Source organism: Streptomyces sp. NPDC014006, assembly GCF_043088925.1.
Lineage (GTDB): Bacteria > Actinomycetota > Actinomycetes > Streptomycetales > Streptomycetaceae > Streptomyces.
This window is the reverse complement of the sequence record NZ_JBICAJ010000002.1, coordinates 739,693-762,601: the sequence shown is the minus strand read 5'-3', so window position 1 is coordinate 762,601 and position 22,909 is coordinate 739,693. Positions and strand designations below refer to the sequence as shown.

16 protein-coding genes are annotated in these 22,909 nt (G+C 72.5%); 3 read left to right on the top strand and 13 right to left on the bottom strand.

What is annotated here, in order from left to right; genetic code table 11:
- Nucleotides 1-8 precede the first annotated feature (8 nt).
- The gene (locus tag ACF1GV_RS09905; protein ID WP_391679308.1) at nucleotides 9-1,490 is read right to left on the bottom strand and encodes a DNA-3-methyladenine glycosylase 2 family protein; all 1,482 of its coding nucleotides are present in this window, start codon (nucleotides 1,488-1,490) and stop codon (nucleotides 9-11) included.
- Nucleotides 1,491-1,717: 227 nt separating this feature from the next.
- On the opposite strand from ACF1GV_RS09905, the gene ACF1GV_RS09900 reads away from it, so the two are divergent.
- A complete protein-coding gene (locus ACF1GV_RS09900) occupies nucleotides 1,718-2,878 on the top strand; it encodes an MFS transporter (RefSeq protein WP_391679638.1) in 1,161 nt (386 codons plus the stop codon).
- Here the strand turns inward: ACF1GV_RS09900 and lpdA are convergent.
- The 7 genes from lpdA to ACF1GV_RS09865 all read right to left on the bottom strand — a co-directional run bounded on the left by lpdA (nucleotide 2,875) and on the right by ACF1GV_RS09865 (nucleotide 14,091).
- On the bottom strand, nucleotides 2,875-4,287 hold the full coding sequence (lpdA, locus tag ACF1GV_RS09895) for a dihydrolipoyl dehydrogenase (protein WP_391679310.1): 1,413 nt from the start codon (nucleotides 4,285-4,287) through the stop codon (nucleotides 2,875-2,877). The genes ACF1GV_RS09900 and lpdA overlap by 4 nt on opposite strands.
- Before the next feature lie 164 nt (nucleotides 4,288-4,451).
- Nucleotides 4,452-8,348: a glycoside hydrolase family 2 TIM barrel-domain containing protein gene (locus tag ACF1GV_RS09890; protein ID WP_391679640.1), complete on the bottom strand. Its 3,897-nt coding sequence runs from the start codon at nucleotides 8,346-8,348 to the stop codon at nucleotides 4,452-4,454.
- 209 nt (nucleotides 8,349-8,557) lie between these two features.
- Complete coding sequence (locus tag ACF1GV_RS09885) at nucleotides 8,558-9,067, bottom strand: SRPBCC family protein (protein ID WP_391679313.1); 510 nt, start codon at nucleotides 9,065-9,067, stop codon at nucleotides 8,558-8,560.
- 136 nt (nucleotides 9,068-9,203) lie between these two features.
- Nucleotides 9,204-9,713 (bottom strand): O-acetyl-ADP-ribose deacetylase, encoded by a 510-nt coding sequence (locus tag ACF1GV_RS09880; protein WP_391679317.1) that lies wholly within the window; start codon nucleotides 9,711-9,713, stop codon nucleotides 9,204-9,206.
- Nucleotides 9,710-11,119, bottom strand: a complete 1,410-nt coding sequence (locus tag ACF1GV_RS09875; protein WP_391679319.1) for a phytoene desaturase family protein — start codon at nucleotides 11,117-11,119, stop codon at nucleotides 9,710-9,712. The genes ACF1GV_RS09880 and ACF1GV_RS09875 overlap by 4 nt, the downstream gene beginning before the upstream one ends.
- A 149-nt stretch (nucleotides 11,120-11,268) precedes the next feature.
- Complete coding sequence (locus ACF1GV_RS09870) at nucleotides 11,269-12,147, bottom strand: inositol monophosphatase family protein (RefSeq protein WP_391679322.1); 879 nt, start codon at nucleotides 12,145-12,147, stop codon at nucleotides 11,269-11,271.
- 108 nt (nucleotides 12,148-12,255) lie between these two features.
- Entirely contained in the window at nucleotides 12,256-14,091 is a 1,836-nt protein-coding gene (locus ACF1GV_RS09865) for a gamma-glutamyltransferase family protein (protein ID WP_391679324.1), read from the bottom strand.
- Between the two features lie 116 nt (nucleotides 14,092-14,207).
- On the opposite strand from ACF1GV_RS09865, the gene ACF1GV_RS09860 reads away from it, so the two are divergent.
- Both ACF1GV_RS09860 and ACF1GV_RS09855 read left to right on the top strand, forming a co-directional pair.
- Complete coding sequence (locus ACF1GV_RS09860) at nucleotides 14,208-15,272, top strand: biotin/lipoate A/B protein ligase family protein (RefSeq protein WP_391679326.1); 1,065 nt, start codon at nucleotides 14,208-14,210, stop codon at nucleotides 15,270-15,272.
- Nucleotides 15,273-15,444: 172 nt separating this feature from the next.
- Nucleotides 15,445-16,116 carry a hypothetical protein gene (locus ACF1GV_RS09855; protein WP_391679329.1) on the top strand — a complete coding sequence of 224 codons (672 nt, stop codon included), beginning with the start codon at nucleotides 15,445-15,447 and terminating at the stop codon, nucleotides 16,114-16,116.
- Between the two features lie 14 nt (nucleotides 16,117-16,130).
- On the opposite strand, the gene ACF1GV_RS09850 is transcribed toward ACF1GV_RS09855, so the two are convergent.
- From ACF1GV_RS09850 to ACF1GV_RS09830, 5 genes are all read right to left on the bottom strand, one after another.
- Nucleotides 16,131-17,660 (bottom strand): NCS1 family nucleobase:cation symporter-1, encoded by a 1,530-nt coding sequence (locus tag ACF1GV_RS09850; protein ID WP_391679332.1) that lies wholly within the window; start codon nucleotides 17,658-17,660, stop codon nucleotides 16,131-16,133.
- 123 nt (nucleotides 17,661-17,783) lie between these two features.
- The gene (locus ACF1GV_RS09845; protein ID WP_391679334.1) at nucleotides 17,784-18,806 is read right to left on the bottom strand and encodes a TIGR03842 family LLM class F420-dependent oxidoreductase; all 1,023 of its coding nucleotides are present in this window, start codon (nucleotides 18,804-18,806) and stop codon (nucleotides 17,784-17,786) included.
- Nucleotides 18,807-18,826: 20 nt separating this feature from the next.
- Entirely contained in the window at nucleotides 18,827-20,230 is a 1,404-nt protein-coding gene (hydA, locus tag ACF1GV_RS09840; RefSeq protein ID WP_391679337.1) for a dihydropyrimidinase, read from the bottom strand.
- Between the two features lie 119 nt (nucleotides 20,231-20,349).
- Complete coding sequence (locus tag ACF1GV_RS09835) at nucleotides 20,350-21,192, bottom strand: nitrilase-related carbon-nitrogen hydrolase (protein ID WP_391679340.1); 843 nt, start codon at nucleotides 21,190-21,192, stop codon at nucleotides 20,350-20,352.
- Nucleotides 21,193-21,349: 157 nt separating this feature from the next.
- A complete protein-coding gene (locus ACF1GV_RS09830) occupies nucleotides 21,350-22,906 on the bottom strand; it encodes a PucR family transcriptional regulator (protein WP_391679343.1) in 1,557 nt (518 codons plus the stop codon).
- Between the last annotated feature and the right edge of the window lie 3 nt (nucleotides 22,907-22,909).

Sequence of the window (22,909 nt, the reverse complement as noted above, 5' to 3'; positions counted from 1 at the left end):
GAACGTCCTCACACGGGCAGGAAGTTGATGGGGTGGTCGTCGGTCGCCCACAGGTACTGCACGGCGTACGCCCGCCACGGGCGCCAGGCCGTCGCACGGGCGGTGAGGGCGGCCGGAGTGGCGGGCAGGCCCAGCTCGGCGGCCGCGCGCCGGATGCCGAGGTCGGTGGGGAGGAAGGCGTCGGGGTCGCCGAGGGCGCGCATGGCGATGACGTCGACGGTCCAGGGGCCGAAGCCGGGCAGGTCCAGCAGGCGGGCGCGGGCCTCGGCCCAGTCGCTCTCGACGCCCAGATGGAGGGAGCCGTCGGCCAGGTGACGGACCAGGGTGGTGAGCGTGGTGCGGCGGGTGCGGGGCATCGCCAGGGTCTCGGGGTCCACCGCCGCGAGGGCCTGCGGGCACGGGAAGAGGTGGGTCAGGCCGCCCTCCGGGTCCGTGACCGGCTCGCCGTGCGCCGTGGTGAGCCGGGCGGCGTGGGTGCGGGCGGCCGCGGTGGACACCTGCTGCCCGAGCACGGCCCGCACGGCGAACTCCGCCTCGTCGACCGTGCGCGGCACGCGCCGCCCGGGTGCCTTGTCGACCAGGGGCGCGAGCAGCGGATCGGTGCGCAGCGCGTCGTCGACGGCGACCGGGTCGGCGTCCAGGTCGAGCAGACGGCGGCAGCGGCTGATGGCGACGGTGAGGTCGCGCAGGTCGGTGAGGGTGAGGCGGCAGGCGATGTGGTCAGGGCGCGGGGTGAGGGCGGCGATGCCGTGCCCGTACGGCAGCCGCAGCGTGCGCCGGTAGGAGCCGCCCCGCCACTCCTCCACGCCGGGTACGGCGGTCGCGGCGAGGTGCCCGAAGAGGTTGTCGGGGTTCAGCGGGGCCCGGAACGGCAGGCGCAGCGACAGGGTGCCGGGGGCGGCCGGCGCGGCGCTCTTCGGCGCATGGGCGCGCAGGTCGCTCGGGGCGAGGGCGAAGACCTCGCGGACGGTGTCGTTGAAGGTGCGGATGGAGGAGAAGCCGGCGGCGAAGGCGACGTCCGCCATCGGCAGCTGTGTCGTCTCGATGAGCAGGCGCGCGGTCTGGGCGCGCTGGGCGCGGGCCAGGGCGAGGGGTCCCGCGCCCAGTTCGGCGAGGAGTTGGCGTTCGACCTGGCGGGTGCTGTAGCCGAGGCGGGCGGAGAGGCCGGGCACGCCCTCGCGGTCCACGACGCCGTCGGCGATCAGCCGCATGGCGCGGGCGGTGAGGTCGGCGCGCTGGTTCCACTCGGGTGAGCCGGGGCTGGTGTCGGGGCGGCAGCGCTTGCAGGCGCGGAACCCGGCCTGCTGGCAGGCGGCCGCGCTCGGGTGGAAGGTCATGTTCTCGGGTTTCGGCGGCACGGCCGGGCAGCTGGGCCGGCAGTAGATGCCGGTGGTCAGGACGGCGGTGAAGAACCAGCCGTCGAAGCGCGCGTCCTTGGACTGGACGGCGCGCACGCACCGTTCCCGGTCGGTGTGCATCCCGTTCTGCATGCCTCCAGCATCGGCCACGCACGAGGTCAGGGCTGGCGGGAATCCGACATCGACGCGGCGTGGGCTGCGCCGGGACCGATCGCTGCCGGGCGAGTCAACCGGATGCCGCGGCGTCGTTACGATACGGCCATGGCCCACGGCGTCGTCCCCACCCGCCGGCCGGCACGCGGAGCACACCCGGTCGGGCAGCGGTGACGCCGCCGGGTGAGCCGGCGCCGCGCCGGGCGATGTGGCCGCTGTACGCGGCCGGCTTCACCACCGCCTTCGGCGCGCACGGCATCGCGGCCAACCTCGGCGCGGCCGACGTGGACGCCGTCACCTCCCTGCTGGTCCTCGGCGGGCTGCTCGCGCTGTACGACGGCGCGGAGGTGCTGCTCAAGCCGCTGTTCGGCACGCTGGCCGACCGGGTCGGGGCGCGCCCGGTGCTGCTGGGCGGGCTGCTCGCGTTCGCGGCCGCGTCCGCGCTGTACGTCGTCGTGGACCGCCCCGGCTGGCTGTGGGCGGCGCGGCTCGGTCAGGGCGCGGCGGCCTCCGCCTTCTCGCCGTCGGCGTCGGCGCTGGTGTCCCGGCTGAACCCGGCGGTGGGGCAGGGGCGTGCCTTCGGCAGCTACGGCTTCTTCAAGTCCGTCGGCTACACGCTGGGCCCGCTGCTGGGCGGGCTGCTGGTCTGGGCCGGGGGGCTGCGGCTGCTGTTCGGGGTGCTCGCGGTGCTCGGCGCCGGGGTCGCGCTGTGGGCGTGGGTGGCCGTGCCGGTCGTACCGCTGCTGCCCAAGGAGCGGCAGACGGTGCTGGATCTGGCGAGGCGGCTGGCCGATCCGGTGTTCCTGGTGCCGACGGCGGCGCTGGCGGGGGCGACGGCCGCGCTGTCGGTCGGGGTGGGTTTCCTGCCGGTGTCCGGGCGGGCGGCCGGGCTCGGGCCGGTGGCGACGGGCGCGGCGGTGTCGGTGCTTGCGGCGTGCGCGGCCGTCGTGCAGCCGCGGGCCGGGCGGGCACTGGACGCCGGGCGGCTGCGCACGGGGGCCGGGCTGGGCGCGGGGCTGCTGCTGGCGGCGGCCGGGGCGGGGTGCGCGATGCTGCCGGGGCTCACGGGGGTGCTGCTCGCCGCCGCGTTGATCGGGGTCGGCACCGGGCTGATCACACCGCTGGGGTTCGCCGCGCTGGCCGCGGGGGCGCCGAAGGAGCGGCTGGGGCAGACCATGGGGGCGGCGGAGCTGGGGCGGGAACTGGGCGACGCGGGCGGGCCGTTGCTGGTCGCGGGGGTGGCGTCGGCGGCGACCCTGACGTACGGGTACGCCGCGCTGGCGGTGCTGCTGGCGCTGGGGCCGGTGCTCGCCCGGGTGGGGCGAGCACCGGTGCGGCGTGCCGGAAGCCGGCCGGACGCGCGCTAGAAGTTGATCATGTGACCGGCGAGTCCGTGGACGGCCTCCTTGACCGCCTCGCCCAGCGTCGGGTGGGCGTGGACGTTGCGGGCGACCTCGTGGACGGTGAGGTCCCACTGCTGGGCCAGGGTCAGCTCGGGCAGCAGCTCGGTGACGTCGGGGCCGATGAGGTGGCCGCCGATCAGCTCGCCGTACTTGGCGTCGCTGATCAGCTTGACGAAGCCGGTGGAGTCGCCGAGGCCGTGCGCCTTGCCGTTGGCGGTGAAGGGGAACTTGGCCACCTTCACGTCGTAGCCGAGGTCGCGGGCCTGGGCCTCGGTGTAGCCGAAGCTGGCGATCTGCGGCTGGCAGTAGGTGGCGCGTGGGATCATCGCGTACTCCAGCTCCATGGTCTCCGCGTCCGCGATGGTCTCGGCGGCGACCACGCCCATGGCCTCGGCGGCGTGCGCCAGCATCAGCTTGGCTGTGACGTCGCCGATGGCGTAGATGTGCGGCACGGAGGTGCGGCAGCGGCCGTCGACGTCGATCGCGCCGCGGTCGGTGACCTTGACGCCGGTGTTCTCCAGGCCGTAGCCCTCGACGTTCGGTGCGAAGCCGATGGCCTGGAGCACCTTGTCGGCCTCCAGCACCTGCTGGGAGCCGTCCTTGGCGGTGACGGTGACGCGGACCTGGGGGCCGGACTCGTCGATGGCGTCCACGCGGGTGGAGGTGAGCACGTCGATGCCGAGCTTGCGGTACTGCTTGGCCAGCTCGGCGGAGACCTCGGCGTCCTCCAGCGGGGCGACGCGGTCCAGGAACTCGACGATGGTGACCTTCACGCCGTAGTTGTGCAGCACGTAGGCGAACTCGATGCCGATCGCGCCGGCGCCCGCGATGACGATCGACTGCGGGAGGTCCTCGGCGAGGATCTGCTCCTCGTAGGTCACCACGCGCGCGGTGCGCTTGGTGCCGGGCAGCAGCTTGGGCGTGGCGCCGGTGGCGATGATGCAGTTGTCGAAGCCGATCGTGCGCGTGTTGCCGTCGTAGTCGGCGACCTGGAGGGTGTTCGCGTCGAGGAAGGTGCCCCGGCCGTCGAACTCCGTGATCTTGTTCTTCTTCATCAGGTAGTGGACGCCCTTGACCCGGCCGTCGGCGACGCGGCGGCTGCGGCGGAAGGCCTCGCCGTAGTCGAAGGAGATGGGGCTGTCCGACTTGATGCCGAAGGTCTTCGCCTCACGGGTGACGATGTGCGCGAGCTCGGCGTTGCGCAGCAGCGCCTTGGTGGGGATGCAGCCGACGTTCAGGCAGACGCCGCCCCAGTACTTCTCCTCGACGACGGCGACGCGCTTGCCCAGCTGGGCGGCGCGGATCGCGGCGACGTAGCCGCCGGGGCCCGCGCCGAGGACCACGACGTCGAAGCGCTCGTCCTGCTCGACCATGAGGACTTCCTTTTCGGGTGTGCCGTGAAGTGCTGACCCACGGATTCTTTCTCCCCCGCAGCCTCCCCGCCACGCCGATCACACATCTCTCCCGGACCGAGGGTGTGATCTTGCTCCTTGCCACGATGTGACGGACAAGGCCTTCACCATGGAGGCCGCCCGGGTCAGCCGGCTGCGGTCGGCCGCCGCGACAGTGCCGTCGCCAGGTTCACGTCCGTGAGGGGGCGCAGGCGGTAGGTGTACGTGTAGCCGCGGTCGGCGAAGAGTTTGTACGCGTCGTGGGTGTGGGCGCCCCAGCTGTTGTCTCCGCCGACGCCCATCTGACGGTGGTTGACCCGCAGGACGACCTCCTTGCGGGGGGTGAGCTGGTAGTCGTGGCGGACGCCGAGGGACAGGTCCTCCGGGGTGAAGTGGGACGCGTTGACCTCGATCAGCGGCTCTCCGGCCACCAGCAGGCCGCGGCCGGCGCCGTCCGTGAGGGCGGCCCAGCGCACATCGGTCTTGTTGCCGTTCTCCTGGGGGCGGATGTACGAGGTCCACTGCTCGGAGACGGTGCCGGAGTACAGACCGACGTCGGTGCCGTCCTTGCGGTCCCAGTAGTTGTCCTCGGGGCCGCGCCCGTAGTAGTGCAGGTGCTCCAGCCGCTCCGGCAGGAACAGCATCGTGCCGACCTCCGGGATGTACGGCAGGCTCGCGGCGCCCGGATGCAGGGTGTGGTCGACGCGGATCTCGCCGTTGCCGAACACGGTGTAGGTGGTGGAGTAGGCCGACGCCACCGTCGTGGGCAGGGTGCCGGCCACCTTGATCTCGACGGCGCGGTCGCGCAGGGGCCGCACGGTCACACCGGTCACGGCACGGCGGGCGCCCGCGTCGCGCCAGGTCTGGTTGCGCGTGTGCTGGCCGTTGCCGCGGTCGTTGTCGGTGGGTGCGCGCCAGTGGTTGGGCACCGGCCCGGAGGTGAGCAGGCGCATTCCGGCGGCCTCGTAGGAGGTGATCAGGCCAGTGCGCTTGTCGACGACGACGGTGAGGTCGTCGCCGGTGACGGTGACGGACTCCGCCGCGTCGGTGTACCGCAGCGCCGGGACGGTGCTCAGCGGGACCGGGGTCACCGCGGGGCTGCCGGCGTCGAGGGGGATCTGCTGCCGGGCCACCTCGAAGCCGGCCTTCGCCCAGGGCGTGGCCTCCTTGGTGGTGAAGGACAGCCGGAGGAAGTACTCCGTGCCGGGCGCGGGGCTCGCCGGCAGGGTCAGCGGCACGGTGACGTCCTTGTGCGCGAGGGGAGCCAGGTCCAGCTGGTCGCGGCTCAGCTTCCCCTTCTGCACCACGACTCCGTCGGCGAGCAGGGACCAACTTCCGTCGAATTCACGGACGTTGGTGAACAGATACTCGTTGGTGAGCGTCACCCGGCGCGGGTCGCCACCGGCCGGGGCGGCGTTGATCGCCTGGTAGATCCGCTTGACCTCGGCGGCCTTGCCGGTGTGGCCGCGGTCGGCGGTGACGATGCCGTCGGCGACGAAGGCGCCGTCGTTGGGGTTGTCGCCCCAGTCGCCGCCGTACGCGAAGAAGGTCTTGTCCTCCGGCTCGGCCTCGGCGTGTTCCACGGTGGCCGCGTCGAACCAGAACCGCACCGCCGCGTCCCCCGGCCCGCGTCCCTCGGCGGCCAGCTCGCCGGCGCCCAGTGCACGGGCGTAGACCCGCGCCCGCCGGATCGTGCCGCTGAACTCGCGGGTCATGTTGTCCACGTCGGTGGCGAGGGAGAGCGGTGCCGTGGTGCCGGTGGGCCGCAGGGTGGTCGTCCGCGTGGCCTTCGCCGCGCCGTCGACGTACAGCGTCACCGTGCCCGCGTCCGCGTCGAAGACGCCGGCGACATGGTGTTCGCGGCCGGTCCAGTCCGCGGGCAGCGCCCAGCTCGCGGTGATCCACTGGCCGGCGCTGTGGATGAAGAACTCCAGGTTCCCGTCGGTCTGTTTGAGGGCGTACTGGGTGTCGCCTTTGGCGAGGATCGGCTGGTGGTAGCCGGTGACGCGCGGGGTGATCCACGCCTCCAATGTGAGCGAACCGGTGAGGTCGAGACGGTCGTCGCGAGCGAAGACGGTGGCGCCGCTCAGGCCTCTGGCGCGGTCGAAGGAACCGGCGGGAGCGAGGATCTCTCCGCGCAGCCGGCCCGGCCCGGTCTCGGTGAGGAGCGTGCGCGCGGGGGTCGGCCAGCTCAGCGACTGGTCGACGAAGTCCCAGATCCAGCCGCCCTGCAGGACGTCATGGCGGCGGATGAGATCCCAGTACTCCTTCAGGTTGCCGTTGGAGTTCCCCATCGCGTGGGCGTACTCGATCATCACGTACGGCCGGGTGTCGGCGGTGTCCTCGGCCCGCTGCTCGACGCGCGCGGGGCTGTCGTACATCTCCGAGCGGATGTCGCTGACGCCGGGGCGGTCGTCGCCCTCGTACTGGATGACGCGGGTGGGGTCGTAGGAGCGGATCCAGTCGTGCATGGCGGAGAACGTGCTGCCGCCGCCGGCCTCGTTGCCGAGGGACCAGATGACCACCGAGGCGTGGTTCTTGTCGCGGTGCACCATGTTCTGCGCGCGGGCGACGCAGGCGGCGGTCCACTCGGGGTGGCTGCCGGGGTACTGGCCGCGGATGCCGTGCGTCTCGAGGTTGGTCTCGTCGACGAGGTAGAGGCCGTACTCGTCCGCGAGTTCCAGCCACTGCGGGTTGTTCGGGTAGTGGGAGGTGCGGACGGAGTTGATGTTCATCCGCTTGATGATCTCGATGTCGCGCACCAGGTCGGCGCGGGTGAGCGCGGTGCCGCGGTCGGGGTGCATCTCGTGGCGGTTGGTGCCGCGGAAGGACACCGGCTGCCCGTTGATGCGCATCAGGCCGTCCTTGAGCGCGAACTCCCGCAGCCCCACCCGGTGCGAGAGCGTCTCGGTCACCTTCCCGGCCGCATCGCGCAGTAGCAGGACGGCGGTGTAGAGATACGGCCGCTCGGCCGACCACAGCTTCGGATCGGGTACGGCTCCGGCGACCTGTACGGTCAGCTCGCCGCCGGAGCCGAGGTCGGCGCTCTGCTGCAGGGGCCGGGGCCACACGGGGTGGCCGGCCGCGTCGTACAGCATCGTCTCCACGGTGTACCGGCCGCCGCCCCCACCGGCGTAGTCGCGCACGCTCGCGGTCACCTTCAGCTCCGCCGACCGGTAACCGTCGCCGAGCGGGGTGTCCAGCTTGAAGTCGCGCAGGTGCACGTTCGGCGTGGAGTACAGGTAGACCGAGCGGAAGATGCCGCTCAGCCGGATCATGTCCTGATCCTCCAGCCAGTCGCCGTCGGAGTAGCGGTAGACCTCGACGGCGATCTGGTTGGTGCCGGGCTTCAGATGGTCGGTGATGTCGTATTCGGCGGGCGTGTAGGAGTCCTCGTGGTAGCCGACGAGCTGCCCGTTGATCCACACGTAGTGCGCGGACTTCACGCCCTCGAAGTGCAGGAAGGTGCGACGGCCTGACCAGTCCTCGGGGACGGTGAAGGTGCGCCGGTACTGGCCGACGGGGTTGTAGCGGGTCGGCGCGGCGGGCGGCTGCACCTCCTCGCCGAGGCCGTTGGGACCCCAGTAGGGGTAGGTGATGTTGACGTAGATCGGGAAGTCGTGGCCGTGCAGCTGCCACACGGAGGGGACGGGGATGGTCTCCCAGTCCCGGTCGTCGAGGTCGGTGCGGTGGAAGTCGGCGTCCCGGTCGTCGGGACGGTCTGCGTAGGCGAACTTCCAGGTCCCGTCGAGACTGCGCCGGTACGGCGAGGCGGTGCGGTCCGCCTTCAGCGCCTGGGCGAGGTTCGCGTACGGCATGAGCGTGGTGTGCGGTGGCTCGGTGCCGACCTGGAACAGGTTCATGTGCCCGTTCCACTCCGGCCGGTCGTCCGCTGCCTCGCGCGGGCCTGCCGCGTGCGCGGTGGCGGACGGGCCGGACAGGGCGAGCGCGCCGAGCACGGCGGCGGAGGACTCCAGGAGACGACGGCGGCTGACGACCGTGCGCTCGGGACGGGCGGACGGGGACGCGTTCGGGTGCGGCATGACCAGCGCCTTCCTGACGACCGACACGCAACTCATGGTGACTGAGGGGTTACTGAGCCCCCGTCACCCTAGAACCCGAACACATTCCTATCAATGATTCTGTCGGAGTTTGTGTGATCCTGATGGGCAGGCTTCGCCCATCAGGATCAGCGGCGTGGCGCGTCCGGCTCGGGTCGCGCGAAAACCGGCGGCGCCCCGGCGCGGTACGGCTACGCCCCGACCTCGGCCTTCACGCCGGCGAGCGTCGCCTCGATGCCGGTGCGCAGCAGGGCGAGCCGGCCCTCGATGATCTGCTCCTCACGCTCCGGGTGCTTCTCCACGAAGTCCTGCAGCGGGCCGCGGCCGGGGCCGATGCGCATTCCGTGCCGCAGCCGGGTGGCCGTCCCGTCGGCGACCGGCTCCAGGGTGTACGCCCACAGGGCGAGCGCCTCTTCGTCCGGGTTGCTGTGCCGGACGACCTCCCAGGTGAAGGTGCGCGGCTCCTCGAGCGCCGTGATGCGGCTGACGGTGCGCCACTCCCCGATGCGCTCGTTGCGGTTGCGGCCGGAGAAGCGCGCGCCGACGGCCGGCCCGCTCGCCCCGTCGAGCCACTCCACCTCCTGCAGCTCCGGGCTGTACTTCGCCGAGGTGGTGATGTCCGTGACGACCTTCCACACCTGCTCCGGCGCGGCGGCTATCTCGATCTCACATTCGACGCCGGGACCATCGGAAAAACGCATCGCTTCGACCTCCGGAAAAGAGAACGGCTCCATACCCGCGCGGCCGGTGAACGATCACCGGCTGCGCGGCGCGGCCAGGCTAGCGCGCGCCTCTGACGCACCGTCAACGACGGGGGCCTTCGGGCGCGCCGCCGCGTCAGCCCAGTTGCCGGGCGAACGCCTCGTACGCGCGGTCGTCGAAGAGGACGAAGCGGACCTCTTCCACCGCCGTGGGGGTGGCGCGGACCGTCTCCACGGCGATGCGGGCCGCGTCGTCCATCGGCCAGCGGTAGACGCCGGTGGAGATCGCCGGGAAGGCGACGGTCTTCGCGCCGAGTTCGTCGGCCACGCGCAGGGACTCCCGGTAGCAGGAGGCGAGCAGGCCGGAGCGGTCCTCGCTGCCGCTGTGGACCGGGCCGACCGTGTGGATCACCCAGCGGGCGTCCAGCTCGCCCGCGGTGGTGGCGACCGCCTGGCCGGTGGGCAGGCCCTTGCCGTAGGAGGAGGCGCGCAGCTTGCGGCAGTCCTCGAGGATCGCCGGGCCGCCGCGGCGGTGGATCGCGCCGTCGACACCTCCGCCGCCCAGCAGGGAGGAGTTGGCGGCGTTGACGAGGGCGTCGGCGCTCTGCCGGGTGATGTCTCCCTGGACCAGGCTGATCGTGGTCATTCCTGCCTCAGCCTCCTCCACACGGCCTTGGCCGCGTTGTGCCCCGACATGCCGTGCACGCCCGGACCCGGCGGGGTGGCCGACGAGCAGATGAAGACCGCCGGATGCGGGGTGGCGTACGGGAACAGGGACAGTCTGGGGCGCAGCAGCGTCTGGAGTCCGGACACCGCGCCGGAGGCGATGTCGCCGCCGACGTAGTTGGCGTTGCGGGCGGCCAGTTCGGGCGGGCCGGCGGTGGCGCGGGCGAGGACGCGGTCGCGGAACCCGGGGGCGAACCGCTCCAGTTGGCGTTCCAGCGCGTCGGTGAGGTCGCCGGCCCAGCCGTTCGGGACATGGCCGTAGGCCCAGAAGACGTGCCGGCCCTCGGGCGCGCGGGTGGGGTCGACCACGCTCGGCTGCACGGTGATCAGGAACGGTCGCTCGGGGGCGCGGCCTTCGCGGGAGGCAGCGCGCAGGGCCGCGCCGATCTCCGCGCTGTTCGCCCCGATCTGGACCGTGCCGGCGGTGCGGGCCTCCGGCGCGGTCCATGGGACCGGGCCGTCCAGGGCGTAGTCGATCTTGAAGGCGGCGGGGCCGTAGCGGAAGCCGTCGTAGTAGCGGCCGAAGCCCGCGATGCGGGCCAGGGCGGTGGGCGAGGTGTCGAAGACGTAGGCGCGGGCCGGGGGAAGGTCGTCGAGCCGCTTGACCTCGTAGTCGGTGTGGACCTCGCCGCCCAGGTCCGTCAGGTAGGCGGCGAGCGCGTCGGAGATCGACTGGGAGCCGCCGCGGGCGACGGGCCACCCGCGGGCGTGTGCGGCGAGCGCGAAGACCAGGCCGATGGCGCTGGTGGCGACGCCACTGAGCGGGGCCATGACGTGCGCGACGAGACCGGCGAACAGCGTCTTGGCCTTCTCGTCGCGGAAGCGGCGGGTCAGCCAGGTGGACGGGGGCAGACCGGCAAGGCCGAAACGGGCGAGCGTCACCGGGTCGCGGGGCAGCGAGGTCAGCGGCAGGGACATGAAGTCCCGGGCGAGGGTGTCCCATCTGTGCAGGAACGGCTCCACCAGCCGGCGGTAGGCGCCGGCGTCGCGCGGGCCGAAGGACGCGGCGGTCTCGGCGACCGAGCGGGCGAGCACGGCCGCGCTGCCGTCCGGGAAGGGGTGCGCCATGGGCAGCTCGGGATGCAGCCACTCGAGCCCGTAGCGATCCAGCGGCATGGCGCGGAAGGCGGGCGAGTTGACGGCGAGGGGGTGCGCCGCGGCGCACGGGTCGTGGCGGAACCCGGGCAGCGTCAGCTCCTCGGTGCGCGAGCCGCCGCCGACGGTGTCGCGGGCCTCGAACAGGGCGACGGAGAAGCCGCGGCGGGCCAGCTCCACGGCTGCGGTCAGTCCGTTCGGCCCCGCACCCACCACGACCGCATCGAGCATCGACGGCACCTTTCGGACCCCTTCGTCAGCCGATGGCCTGCCTGAGGGGATCAGGATATGCCGGGGCACCGACGGGCCCGGCGGCGCGGTCGGCTCCCACCCCGCGGGCCTTGCCGGTCGGCCCCCTGCCACAGCACCGCTCTCCCCCCTTACGCCCCCTGCTGCGGCACCGCTCCTCCCCTTGCGTCCGTCTGCGTCAGCAGGGTCCGGATCCGGCGCGCCGTGGCCGCGTCGCGGGCCGCGGTGAAGGGCAGGGCGTTGCCGCCGGTGACGCGGAACGGCTCTCCGGTGATCGTCAGGTGGGTGCCGCCCGCCTCCTCGACCAGCAGCAGGCCCGCCGCGTGGTCCCAGGCCGCCTCCCAGGAAAAGGCCACACCGTCGGACTCGCCGCGCGCGACGGCCAGATACTCAAGGCCCGCCGAACCGCAGGCGCGCGGCGCGACTCCCGGCGTCCACAGGCCCAGCAGGGCGCGCTTCTGCTCGTCGGTGGTGTAGTCGGGGTGCGAGGTGGCGACCCGCAGGTCCTTCCCGGGGACCGGCGGTCCGGCGTACAGCCGCTGTCCGTCGAGGTGGGCGCCGCCGCCCCGTACCGCGGTGGCGAACTGGCCGCGGGCGGGCGCGAACGTCCACGAGGCGCACACGACGCCGCCGTGCGCGAGCGCGACCAGGGTGCAGAAGCCGTCCTCGCCGCGCACGAACTGCCTCGTGCCGTCGACGGGGTCGACGATCCACACCGGCGCCTCGCCCCGTATCGCCTCGTACGTCGCCGGGTTGGCGTGGACGGCCTCCTCGCCGACCACCACGGAGCCGGGCAGCAGGGCGCGCAGGCTCTCGGTGAGATACAGCTCGGCCTTGCGGTCGGCGTCCGTCACCAGGTCGTGCGGCCCGCTCTTGACGTCCACCTCGTGGTCGGCGAGCTGCCGCCAGCGGGGCATGATCTCGGCCGCGGCGGCCTCGCGGACCGCCTCCTCCACGTCGGCCGAGCGGCGGGCGAGAAACTCCTCGATGGTTCCCGTGTCTTGGATCATGCCTCCATCACAGCATGTGGCACTGACATTCCTCACTCGCCCCGTGCACATCGGGTGGAATCGGTATGAACGTGCGGCTCCGCACCTCCTGCACGAGGCCGCGGGGGTTCAGCGTCCCACCGCGTACCCCTGCATCCCCCGCGGGTTCGCCGCCGCCGACAGCACGCCGGTGCGCGGGTCGCGGGCGACCGCGCAGAGCCGGCCCTCGGACCAGGGCGGGCCGACGGTGACGTCATGGCCGCGGCGGCGCAGCTCGGCGACGACGCCGGGATCCGTGCGGGACTCGACGGTCAGGGCACCCGGCCGCATGGCGCGGGGGTAGAAGGAGCCGGGGAAGCTGTCGTTGTGCCAGTTCGGGGCGTCGATGGCGCCCTGCAGGTCGAGTCCGCCGCGCACCGGGGAGCGCAGGGCCGCGGCGAGGAAGAAGTGCAGCTGCCACTGGTCCTGCTGGTCGCCGCCGGGGGTGCCGAAGGCGAGGACGGGCACGCCGTCGCGCAGCGCGAGGGACGGCGTGAGGGTGGTGCGCGGGCGGCGGCCGGGCGTCAGGGAGTTCGGCAGCCCCTCCTCCAGCCAGGTCATCTGCAGCCGGGTGCCGAGCGGGAAGCCCAGCTCGGGCACGACGGGGTTGGACTGCAGCCAGCCTCCGCTGGGTGTGGCGGAGACCATGTTGCCCCAGCGGTCGACGACGTCGAGATGGCAGGTGTCGCCGCGTGTGGCGCCGTCCGCGTCCACCAGCGGATCGCCCGGCACCGGGGAGGTGACCGGCTCGGCGACGGTGGGCTCGCCGACACCGAGCGCGGCCAGTGGATCGGAGCCCGGCCGGACCGTGGCGGCCACGCGCGCGTGCCCGCTGAGCCGCGGGGTGCGGCCGCCGGGGCTGCCGGGCCGCAGCTCGGTGGAGGCGGTGTCGCCGATCAGGGCCCGGCGGGCCGCGTTGTAGTCCTCGGACAGCAGTTCGTCGACGGGCACGCCGGCGGCGTCGCCGTACCAGGCCTCGCGGTCGGCCATCGCGAGCTTGCAGCCCTCGACGAGCAGGTGGACGTAGTCGGCGGAGCCGTGCGGCGGCAGCTCCGGCGGGAGCAGGGCGAGTTGCTGGAGCAGGACGGGTCCCTGGCTCCAGGGGCCGGCCTTGCACAGGGTCCAGCCGTTCCAGTCGTACGTCACCGGCGCCTCGTAGGCAGCGGACCAGCCGGCGAGGTCGGCGAGCGTGAGGGTGCCGGTGTGGTGCTCACCGCTGGTGTCCAGCGTCGGCCGCCCGGCCTGCCGTACCAGCGCCTCGGCGATGAAGCCGCAGCGCCACACCTCCCGCGCGGCCTCGATCCGCTCCTGACGGTCCCCCGCCCCGGCGGTCTCGGCCAGCAGCCGCCTCCAGGTGGCCGCGAGCGCGGGGTTGCGCAGCAGTTCACCGGGCCGGGGCGCGCGGCCGCCGGGCAGATAGACCTCCGCCGAGGACGTCCACTCGGTCTCGAACAGCTCCCGTACGGTCTCCACGGTCGCGCCGACGTTCTCCACGGGCGCGTGCCCGTGTTCGGCGTACCCGACGGCGTACTTCAGGACGTCGGCGAGGGACTTGGTGCCGTGGTCGCGCAGCAGCAGCATCCACGCGTCGAAGGCGCCCGGCACGGCGGCGGCGAGCGGGCCGGTGCCGGGCACCAGGTCCAGGCCGAGCCCGCGGTAGTGCGCGACGCTCGCGCCCGCCGGGGCCACGCCCTGTCCGCACAGCACCCGCACCTCGCCGCCGGCCGGGGCGAGCAGGATCGGCACCTCGCCCGCCGGCCCGTTCAGGTGCGGCTCCACCACGTGCAGCACGAACGCCCCGGCCACGGCGGCGTCGAAGGCGTTGCCGCCGTCCTCCAGGACCGCCATGGCCGACTGGGAGGCGAGCCAGTGGGTGGAGGACACCATGCCGAAGGTGCCCTGCAGGGTGGGCCGGGTGGTGAACACGGGCGCCTCCTGGGTTCCGGGTACGTCTCCCGGGTGGATGGTACGAGCGTGATCACGCTCCGGGGAACACGGCGACGACCTGCGGCGTTGATCTCGTAGGCAGGAGGGGAGGCCCAGTGCACGGTGAGTACAAGGTGCCCGGCGGCAAGCTGGTCGTCGTGGACGTGGACGTGGAGGACGGCGTGCTGCGGCACGTGCGCGTGGCGGGCGACTTCTTCCTGGAGCCGGACGAGGCGCTGGACGCGGTGAACGGCGCGCTGGAGGGCGCCCCGGCGGACACCGACGCGGCGGGGCTCGCGGCCCGCGTCGACGCGGCGCTGCCCGAGGGCACCGTGATGTACGGGCTGACCTCGGAGGGCATCGGCATCGCCGTGCGCCGCGCCCTCGCGCACGCCACGGACTGGACGGACTACGACTGGCAGCTGATCCACGACGGCCCGCAGTCACCGGCGCTGCACATGGCGCTGGACGAGGTGCTGACCGCCGAGGTGGCGGCCGGACATCGCCCTCCGACGCTGCGCGTGTGGGAGTGGGGCGCACCCGCGGTGATCATCGGCAGCTTCCAGTCCCTGCGCAACGAGGTCGACGCCGAAGGTGCCGCGCGCCACGGTGTCCGGGTCGTGCGCCGGATCTCCGGCGGCGGCGCGATGTTCGTCGAGCCGGGCAACACGATCACCTACTCGCTGTCGGTGCCGCAGGCGCTGGTGCAGGGCCTGTCCTTCCAGGACAGCTACGCCTATCTCGACGACTGGGTGCTCGGCGCGCTCGGCGGCATGGGCATCCGGGCCTGGTACCAGCCGCTGAACGACATCGCCACCGACCAGGGAAAGATCGCGGGCGCCGCACAGAAGCGGCTCGTGGCCCCGCACGGCGGGCCGGGGGCCGTCCTGCACCACGTGACCATGTCGTACGACATCGACGCCGGCAAGATGGTGCAGGTGCTGCGCATCGGGCGGGAGAAGCTGTCCGACAAGGGGACCAGGAGCGCGAAGAAGCGGGTGGACCCGCTGCGCCGGCAGACCGGGCTGCCCCGCGAAGCCGTCATCGAGCGGATGATCGACTCCTTCCGTACCCGGTACGGCCTGACCGAGGGCAAGGTCACGGACGAGGAGCTGGCACGCGCCGAGGAGCTGGCCCGCACCAAGTTCTCCTCACCCAAGTGGACCGCCCGGGTGCCCTGAGCATGCCGGCGGGAGCGGCTTTTCGCCCAAGTCCGGCGTCCGCCGACACGTCAGCGTCACCGCACCGGCACGGAGCGAGTTCGCCCTTCCGCCTCACGGGGAGTCATGTGACACTGTCGTCCCGTCCGTACTGCGGACACCCCTCACAGCCTCCCCCCATGAGAAGTGCGCCGTGCGTTTGCTTCCTCTGCCGCTCGCCCTGACCGCGCGCCTGTCCCCGGTGGCCGTGCTCGCCACGGCCGGCTGGGCGCTGTCGTCCGGCCCGCTCGCGCCGGCCCCGGCCGCCGGGCACGAACCCGTGCAGAACAAGACGGCCACCCAGTCGGCCACCGCCCCGCCGGCGACGACGGAGTCGAAGACGTACGCCACCGCCCCCGCCCCCTGCGACAGCATCGGCGCCAAGACCATCACGGCGCTGGTGCCCGGCGCCAAGACGGGCGGCAAGGAGATCCCGTCCACCGACGCGAAGCTGCGCCGCACCTGCTCCTGGAACGCGCTCAAGGGCTACGACTACCGGTGGCTGGACGTCTCCTTCGAGGTCATGGGCTCCGGGGAGCAGGCGCAGAAGTCGTACCAGGAGCGCACGACGGAGAAGAGCGGCGGCGGTGCCGTGCCCGGTCTCGGGGACGAGGCCTACTCGGTGGTGAACCTGACCACCGAGGACAAGCAGCAGACCCGGGAGGGCGAGGTGATCGCCCGCGCCGACAACGCCCTCGTGGTGGTCACCTACAACGGCAGTGACTTCGAGACGAAGAAGGCGCCGAGCACCGACGAGATCAACAAGGGTGCGATCAAGGCGGCCAAGGAAGCGATGGCGGCGCTGAAGGGCGGCCAGGCCGGCTGACCGCCCTCGTGCGCTCACGCCTCGGCGTACGCGCGACGGCGGCGCGGCAGCATCAGCGCCAGGTACAGCACCAGGGAGGTGCCGAGGCCCACGGCCCAGCCGTAGTCCGCCAGATCGGCCAGCGCCGGGATCGGGCGGCCGTCGACGAGCGGGTGGAAGTCGGCGCCGCCGACGGCCAGGACCCCGCCCGCCGCGAAGGCGACCACGGCCCGCCAGTTCCAGCCGCCCGCGTACCAGTAGCGGCCGCCCGCCCGGTACAGGTCGGCGAGGTCGAGCCGGGCCCGGCGCAGGATCCAGTAGTCGGCGACGAGGATCCCGGCGACCGTGCCGAGCAGCCCGCCGACCAGGCCCAGCCAGGTGAAGATGTAGCCCTGAGGGTCGGCGTACAGCTTCCACGGGCAGATCACCACGGCGAGAACGCAGGTGATCAGCGCGCCGGTGCGGAAACTCACCCTGCGCGGCGCGACGTTGGAGAAGTCGAACGCCGGGGAGACCAGGTTCGCCGCGACGTTCACGGACAAGGTCGCCACCAGGACCGTGACGAGGGCGTACAGCAGGCCGACCGTGTTGTCCGTCTTGGCGGCCAACTGGACCGGGTCCCAGACCGGCTTGCCGTACACCGCCTGAGAGCCGGAGGTGACCAGCACGGACAGGAACGCGAACAGGGTCATCGTGGTGGGCAGACCGAGCGCCTGGCCCCAGGTCTGCGCCTTCTGGCTGCGGCCGTAGCGGGTGAAGTCGGGGATGTTCAGCGACAGCGTGGACCAGAAACCGATCATGCCCATGAGCGAGGGCGCGAAGAGTTTCCAGAAGTCGGCGCCCCAGCCGAGCCTGGACGGCTGGTCGAAGAGCGGGCCGAGGCCGCCGGCCTTGTCGCTCATCCACCACAACATGACGAACGCGCCGACCAGGACGAAGGGCGCCGCCCAGTTCTCGAAGCGGCGGATGGTCTCCATACCGCGGTGGACGATGGCGACCTGGAGCACCCAGAACAGCGCGAACGACAGCCACATGGTCCAGGCGTAGCCGCCGATGTGGGACGCCTGTGACCAGCCGGAACCGATCAGCTTCCCGGCCAGGAAGTAGATCGCCTCACCGCCGATCCAGGTCTGGATGCCGAACCAGCCGCACGCCACCAACGCCCGCACCACCGCGGGGAGGTTGGCGCCGCGCACGCCGAACGAGGCGCGCGCGAACACCGGGAACGGGATGCCGTACTTGGGTCCGGCGTGCCCGGTGAGCAGCATCGGCACGAGCACGATCACATTGGCCAGGGCGATGGTGAACACCGCCTGCTTCCAGTCCATCCCGACGGCGATCAGCCCGGAGGCCAGCGTCCAGGAGGCGGTGTTGTGGGCCATGCCGACCCACAGCGCGCAGAAGTTGTACGTCGTCCAGGTGCGCTGCGCCGCCGGGACCGGCAGCAGGTCCTCGTTGGCGTAACGGCCGGCCGGCGGCCCCGAGTCCGGCGCGAGCTCCACGCGGCCGTCGGGCAGGGTGACTTGGGTGGTCGAAGGTATCGCGGTGGGAGCGGTCTCGGTCATGGCAGCCCCATGAGGTGAGGTGGGTCGGGGTGTGTGCGGGCACCGGCCCCTCCCCCCGGGGGCGGGGAGGGGCGACCAAGGGCTTGAAGAAGAGGGGGTTCAGGCGGTCAAGCGGTGAGGCGGTCAGGCGGTCAGGGCGGGGATGACGTGCTGCCCGTAGGCGTCGATGACGGCTTCCTGCGCGTCGTGCATGTCGTAGACGGCGAACTGGTCGACGCCCAGCGCGCGCAGCGCCTGGAGCTTCTCGATGTGCCGCTCGACGGGGCCGATCAGGCAGAACCGGTCGACGATCTCGTCCGGTACGAAGGCGGTGTCGGGGTTGCCGCTGCGTCCGTGGTGGGCGTAGTCGTAGCCCTGGCGGGACTTGATGTAGTCGGTGAGTTCGTCGGGGACGGCCGCCGAGTGCTCGCCGTACTTGCCGACCAGGTCGGCGACGTGGTTGCCGACCATGCCGCCGAACCAGCGGCACTGCTCGCGGGCGTGAGCGAGGGCCTCGGGCGAGTCGTCGGCGGTGACATAGGCCGGGGCGGCGACGCAGACCGTCACCTCGGACGGGTCGCGTCCGGCGCCGGTGGCGGCGTCGCGGACGGCCTTGACCATGTACTCGGTCAGATACAGGTCGGCGAGCTGGAGGATGAAGCCGTCGGCCTCCTCCCCGGCCATCTTCAGCGCCTTGGGCCCGTAGGCGGCCATCCACACGGGCAGTTCGGCGCCGGGCTTGATCCAGGGGAACCGCACGACCGTGCCGCCGCCGAGGTCGGCCTCCCGGCCGCCGGCGAGGGCCCGGATGACCTTCATCGCCTCGCTGATCCGGGCGAGCGTGTTGGGCTTGCGGCCGGCGACGCGCATGGCGGAGTCGCCGCGGCCGATGCCGCACACGGTGCGGTTGCCGAACATGTCGTTGAGGGTGGCGAAGGTGGAGGCGGTGACCTCCCAGGTGCGCGTCCCGGGGTTCGTCACCATCGGCCCCACGGTCAGCGTCTCCGTGGCGGCCAGGATCTGGCTGTAGATCACGAACGGTTCCTGCCACAGCACGGCGGAGTCGAAGGTCCAGCCGTGGCTGAAGCCGTTGCGTTCGGCCCGTTTCATCAGGTCGATGACCCGGGATGCGGGCGGGTCGGTCTGCAGGACGAGTCCGAAATCCATGGGCGCCACTCCTCGTTCGACTAGTTCAGGTACTGGCAGGTGGAGCGGGGGAGGTAGACGCCGTGACCGGCGTGTCCGGTGTACTCCCGCTGGTCGATGACGAGTTCGCCGCGCGAGAGAACGGTCTCGACACGGCCGGTGACCCGTTTGCCCTCGTACGCCGAGTAGTCGACGTTCATGTGGTGCGTCTCGGCGGAGATCACCTGCTCGGCGTGCGGGTCGTAGATCACGACGTCGGCGTCGGCGCCCGGGGCGATGGTGCCCTTCTTCGGGTACAGGCCGAACATCCGGGCCGGGGTGGCGCAGGCGATCTCGATCCAGCGGCGGCGCGAGATGTGCCCGTCGACGACGGCCTGGTGCAGCAGGTCCATCCGGTTCTCCACCCCCGGCAGACCGTTGGGGATCTTGGAGAAGTCGCCCAGGCCCAGTTCCTTCTGGCCCTTGAAGCAGAACGGGCAGTGGTCGGTGGAGACGACCTGGAGGTCGTTGGTGCGCAGGCCTTTCCACAGCTGGGCCTGGTGCTCCTTCGGCCGCAGTGGCGTGGAGCAGACGTACTTGGCGCCCTCGAAGCCGGGCTCGGCGAGGTTGTCGGTGGACAGGAACAGGTACTGCGGGCAGGTCTCGCCGAACACCGGCAGCCCCTCGTCACGTGCCCGGGCCAGCTCGGCCACCGCCTCCGTCGCGGAGACGTGCACGACGTACAGGGGCGCCCCGGCCACCTGCGCGAGCCGGATCGCACGGTGGGTCGCCTCGGCCTCCAGCAGCGCCTTGCGGACCTCGCCGTGGTAGCGCGGGTCGCCCTCGCCGCGCTCCAGGGCCTGCTGCACGAGCACGTCGATCGCGATGCCGTTCTCGGCGTGCATCATGATCAGCCCGCCGTTGTCGGCGGAGCGCTGCATGGCGCGCAGGATCTGGCCGTCGTCGCTGTAGAAGACGCCCGGGTACGCCATGAACTGCTTGAAGGAGGTCACGCCCTCCTCGACCAGCAGGTCCATCTCCTTCAGCGTCTCGTCGTTGACGTCCGAGACGATCATGTGGAAGCCGTAGTCGATCGCGCAGTTGCCCTCCGCCTTGGCGTGCCAGGCGTCCAGCCCCTCCCGCAGGCTGTGCCCGACGCCCTGCACCGCGAAGTCGACGATCGTGGTGGTTCCGCCCCAGGCGGCGGCCCGGGTGCCGGTCTCGAAGGTGTCCGAGGCGAAGGTGCCGCCGAACGGCAGCTCCATGTGGGTGTGGGCGTCGACGCCGCCCGGCAGGACGTACTTCCCGGTGGCGTCGATCGTCCGCTCGGCCGTCCACGCCTCGGCGGCCGCGGTGCCGGAGGCGGCGAGGGCGGCGACGCGGCCGTCCTCGATCAGGACGTCGGCGTGGATCTCGTCGGACGCGGTGACGACGAGGCCACCGCGGATCACTGTCCGGTTGCTCATGTCTGGGTCGCTCCTCCCGGTGGGGACGTGTCGGTTGTCGGTGGCCGGTCGCGCCCGCGCGGCGGCAGCCGCGGATCGCCCGCGCCCCGCGCCCCAGGGACCTTGCCCTCGGCGGCGCTCTACGGTGCCGTCAGCGGTTCGTACGCTCCCGGTGCGCGGTCCCGGTAGAACTGCCAGCGGTCGCGCACCTCGCGCAGCTTCGCCATGTCCAGGTCCCGCACGACCAGTTCGGCCTCCTTGTCGCTCGCGACCTCTCCCACGAACTGGGCCTCGGGGTCGACGAAGTAGCTCGTGCCGTAGAAGTCGTTGTCGCCGAGGTCCTCGACACCGACCCGGTTGATCGCGCCGACGAAGTACTCGTTGGCCACGGCCGCCGCGGGCTGCTCCAGCTGCCACAGGTAGCGGGACAGGCCGCGCGAGGTGGCCGACGGGTTGAAGACGACCTCGGCGCCCGCGAGCCCGAGGGCGCGCCAGCCCTCCGGGAAGTGCCGGTCGTAGCAGATGTAGACGCCGATGCGGCCGGCGGCGGTGTCGAAGACGGGCCAGCCGCCGTTGCCGGGACGGAAGTAGAACTTCTCCCAGAACCCTTTGACCTGCGGGATGTGCGTCTTGCGGTACTTGCCGAGGTAGGAGCCGTCGGCGTCGATCACGGCGGCGGTGTTGTACAGGACGCCGGGCTGCTCCTCCTCGTACATCGGCAGGACGAGGACGATGCCTGCCTCCCGCGCGAGCGCCTGGAAGCGCTGCACGATCGGGCCGTCGGGGATCTGTTCGGCGTACGCGTAGAAGGCGGGGTCCTGGACCTGGCAGAAGTACGGCCCGTAGAACAGCTCCTGGAAGCACAGCACCTGGGCGCCCTGCGCGGCGGCGTCGCGCACCGCCTGCTCATGGACCTGGATCATGGACTCCTTGTCGCCCGTCCACGCGGTCTGGAAGAGGGCGGCGCGGATCACTCGGCTCATCACGTTTCTCCGCTCGGTCGGTGTGCGGCGAGCGTAGAAAGTCCGCGGGCGCGCGGTGAGGTACACGGTGTCACGTCCGCAGTGGTGCGGCGTGTCACCGTGTCACCCTTCGTCCGGGCCATGTTTCACCGCCGTTTTCCCAGGTGGTGGTCGTGTGTCAGGGGTGTTGCGCGTCGTGCGCGAGGAGGGCTATGTGCACCGAGACGGCCTGTTCGAAGTCGTCCAGGTCCACGCCGAGGCGGGTCTGTATCGCTTCCAGGCGGCGGTAGAGGGCGGGCCGGGAGACGTGGTGGAGCTGGGCGGTGCGGGACTTGTTGCGGCCGGTGGCGAGGTAGGTGCGCAGGACGGCGAGCAGGTCGTCGTCTGCGGCGCCGAGCAGCCCGTCCAGCTCCCGTTCCGCGAAGGACTGCACCTGCGGGTCGTCGCGCAGCAGCCGGATCAGGCCGCGCAGATGGACGTCCCGAAGGCGGACCACGGGCGGCAGGTCGAGGGGGGCGGCGGAGTCGGCGACGGCGTCGGCCACGTGCTGCGCCTCGCGCAGTCCGGCCGGTACGTCGTCCCAGGCGGTGCACGGGTCGGCGGCGGCGACCACCACCGGGGCCACCTCGCGCAGCCGGGCCGCGAGGTGCGCGGTGAGCGCCCCGGCGTCCTGATCGCGAGCGAGGCTGAGGAGGACGGCGGTGGCCCTGCCGTCGGCCTCGGCGACGACTCCGGGGAGTCCCAACAGGCGCAGGAAACGGTCGAGTTCGCCTGGGCCGCGGTCGCGGACGACGAGCGGGACGAAGGTGCGCCGGTTGACCGGCAGCCCGGCGGCGCGCGCCCGGGGCAGCAGGTGCCGGGCCGGTACGGCGCCGGAGACCAGGTCGGTGAGCAGGCTCTGCGCGGACTGCTCCTCCCAGGTGCGGGCCGCGGGTCCGGCGAGCATGCGGTGCAGGACGAGGGCCTCGGCGGCCCGGTCGGCGAGGAGGCGGCCGACGGCCGGGTCGGTGCGGTGGCCACACAGCACGAGGCGGCCCCAGCGTTCGCCGCGGCTGGCGAGTTCGGCGCGGATCCAGCCGTCGGCGTCACCGGCGCCGGCCTGGCGCGCGATGCGGTCCCAGTCGCGCAGCACGTCGTCCACCGCGGGCCGCTCCCCCGCCGTCGCCAGCACCCGGTGGGCGAGGTTGGTGACGACGACGGGGCAGCCGCTGTGCCGGGCGATCTCCTCCAGGAGGTGTTGCAGCGGGGCGCCGGAGGTGATCAGCGCGGTCAGCGCGGTGCGCACCGACTCCGACAGGCTGACCGCCGCGAACTTGCGCCGCACCAGCCGCGCCTGCACCTCCTCGGTCAGCTGGGCGAAGGGGAACGGCCGGTGCAGCACGACCAGCGGCAGCCCACACCGCTCGGCAGCCCGGCGCATCACCTCCGGCGCCGCCGGGAACGCCCGCCCGAGGCCCAGGACGACCGCGGCGGCCTCGGCGCGGTGCAGGGAGCGGATGTAGTCGGCCTGCTTGTCCTCGTCGCCGGCGAGGAGGACGCCGGTGGTGAGCACGAGTTCGCCGCCGCTGAGCATCACGCCGACGTCGGGCGCCTCGGCGACGTGCACCCAGCGCACGGGACGGTCCAGCCGGCCGGCGCCGGCCACCACCTCGGGCTCCCCGGCGAGCACCCGCTCCAGGGTGAGGATCTGGCGTACCGACAGGGCCGGTTCCACGGGTTCCCAGGTGGTGGTCATGAC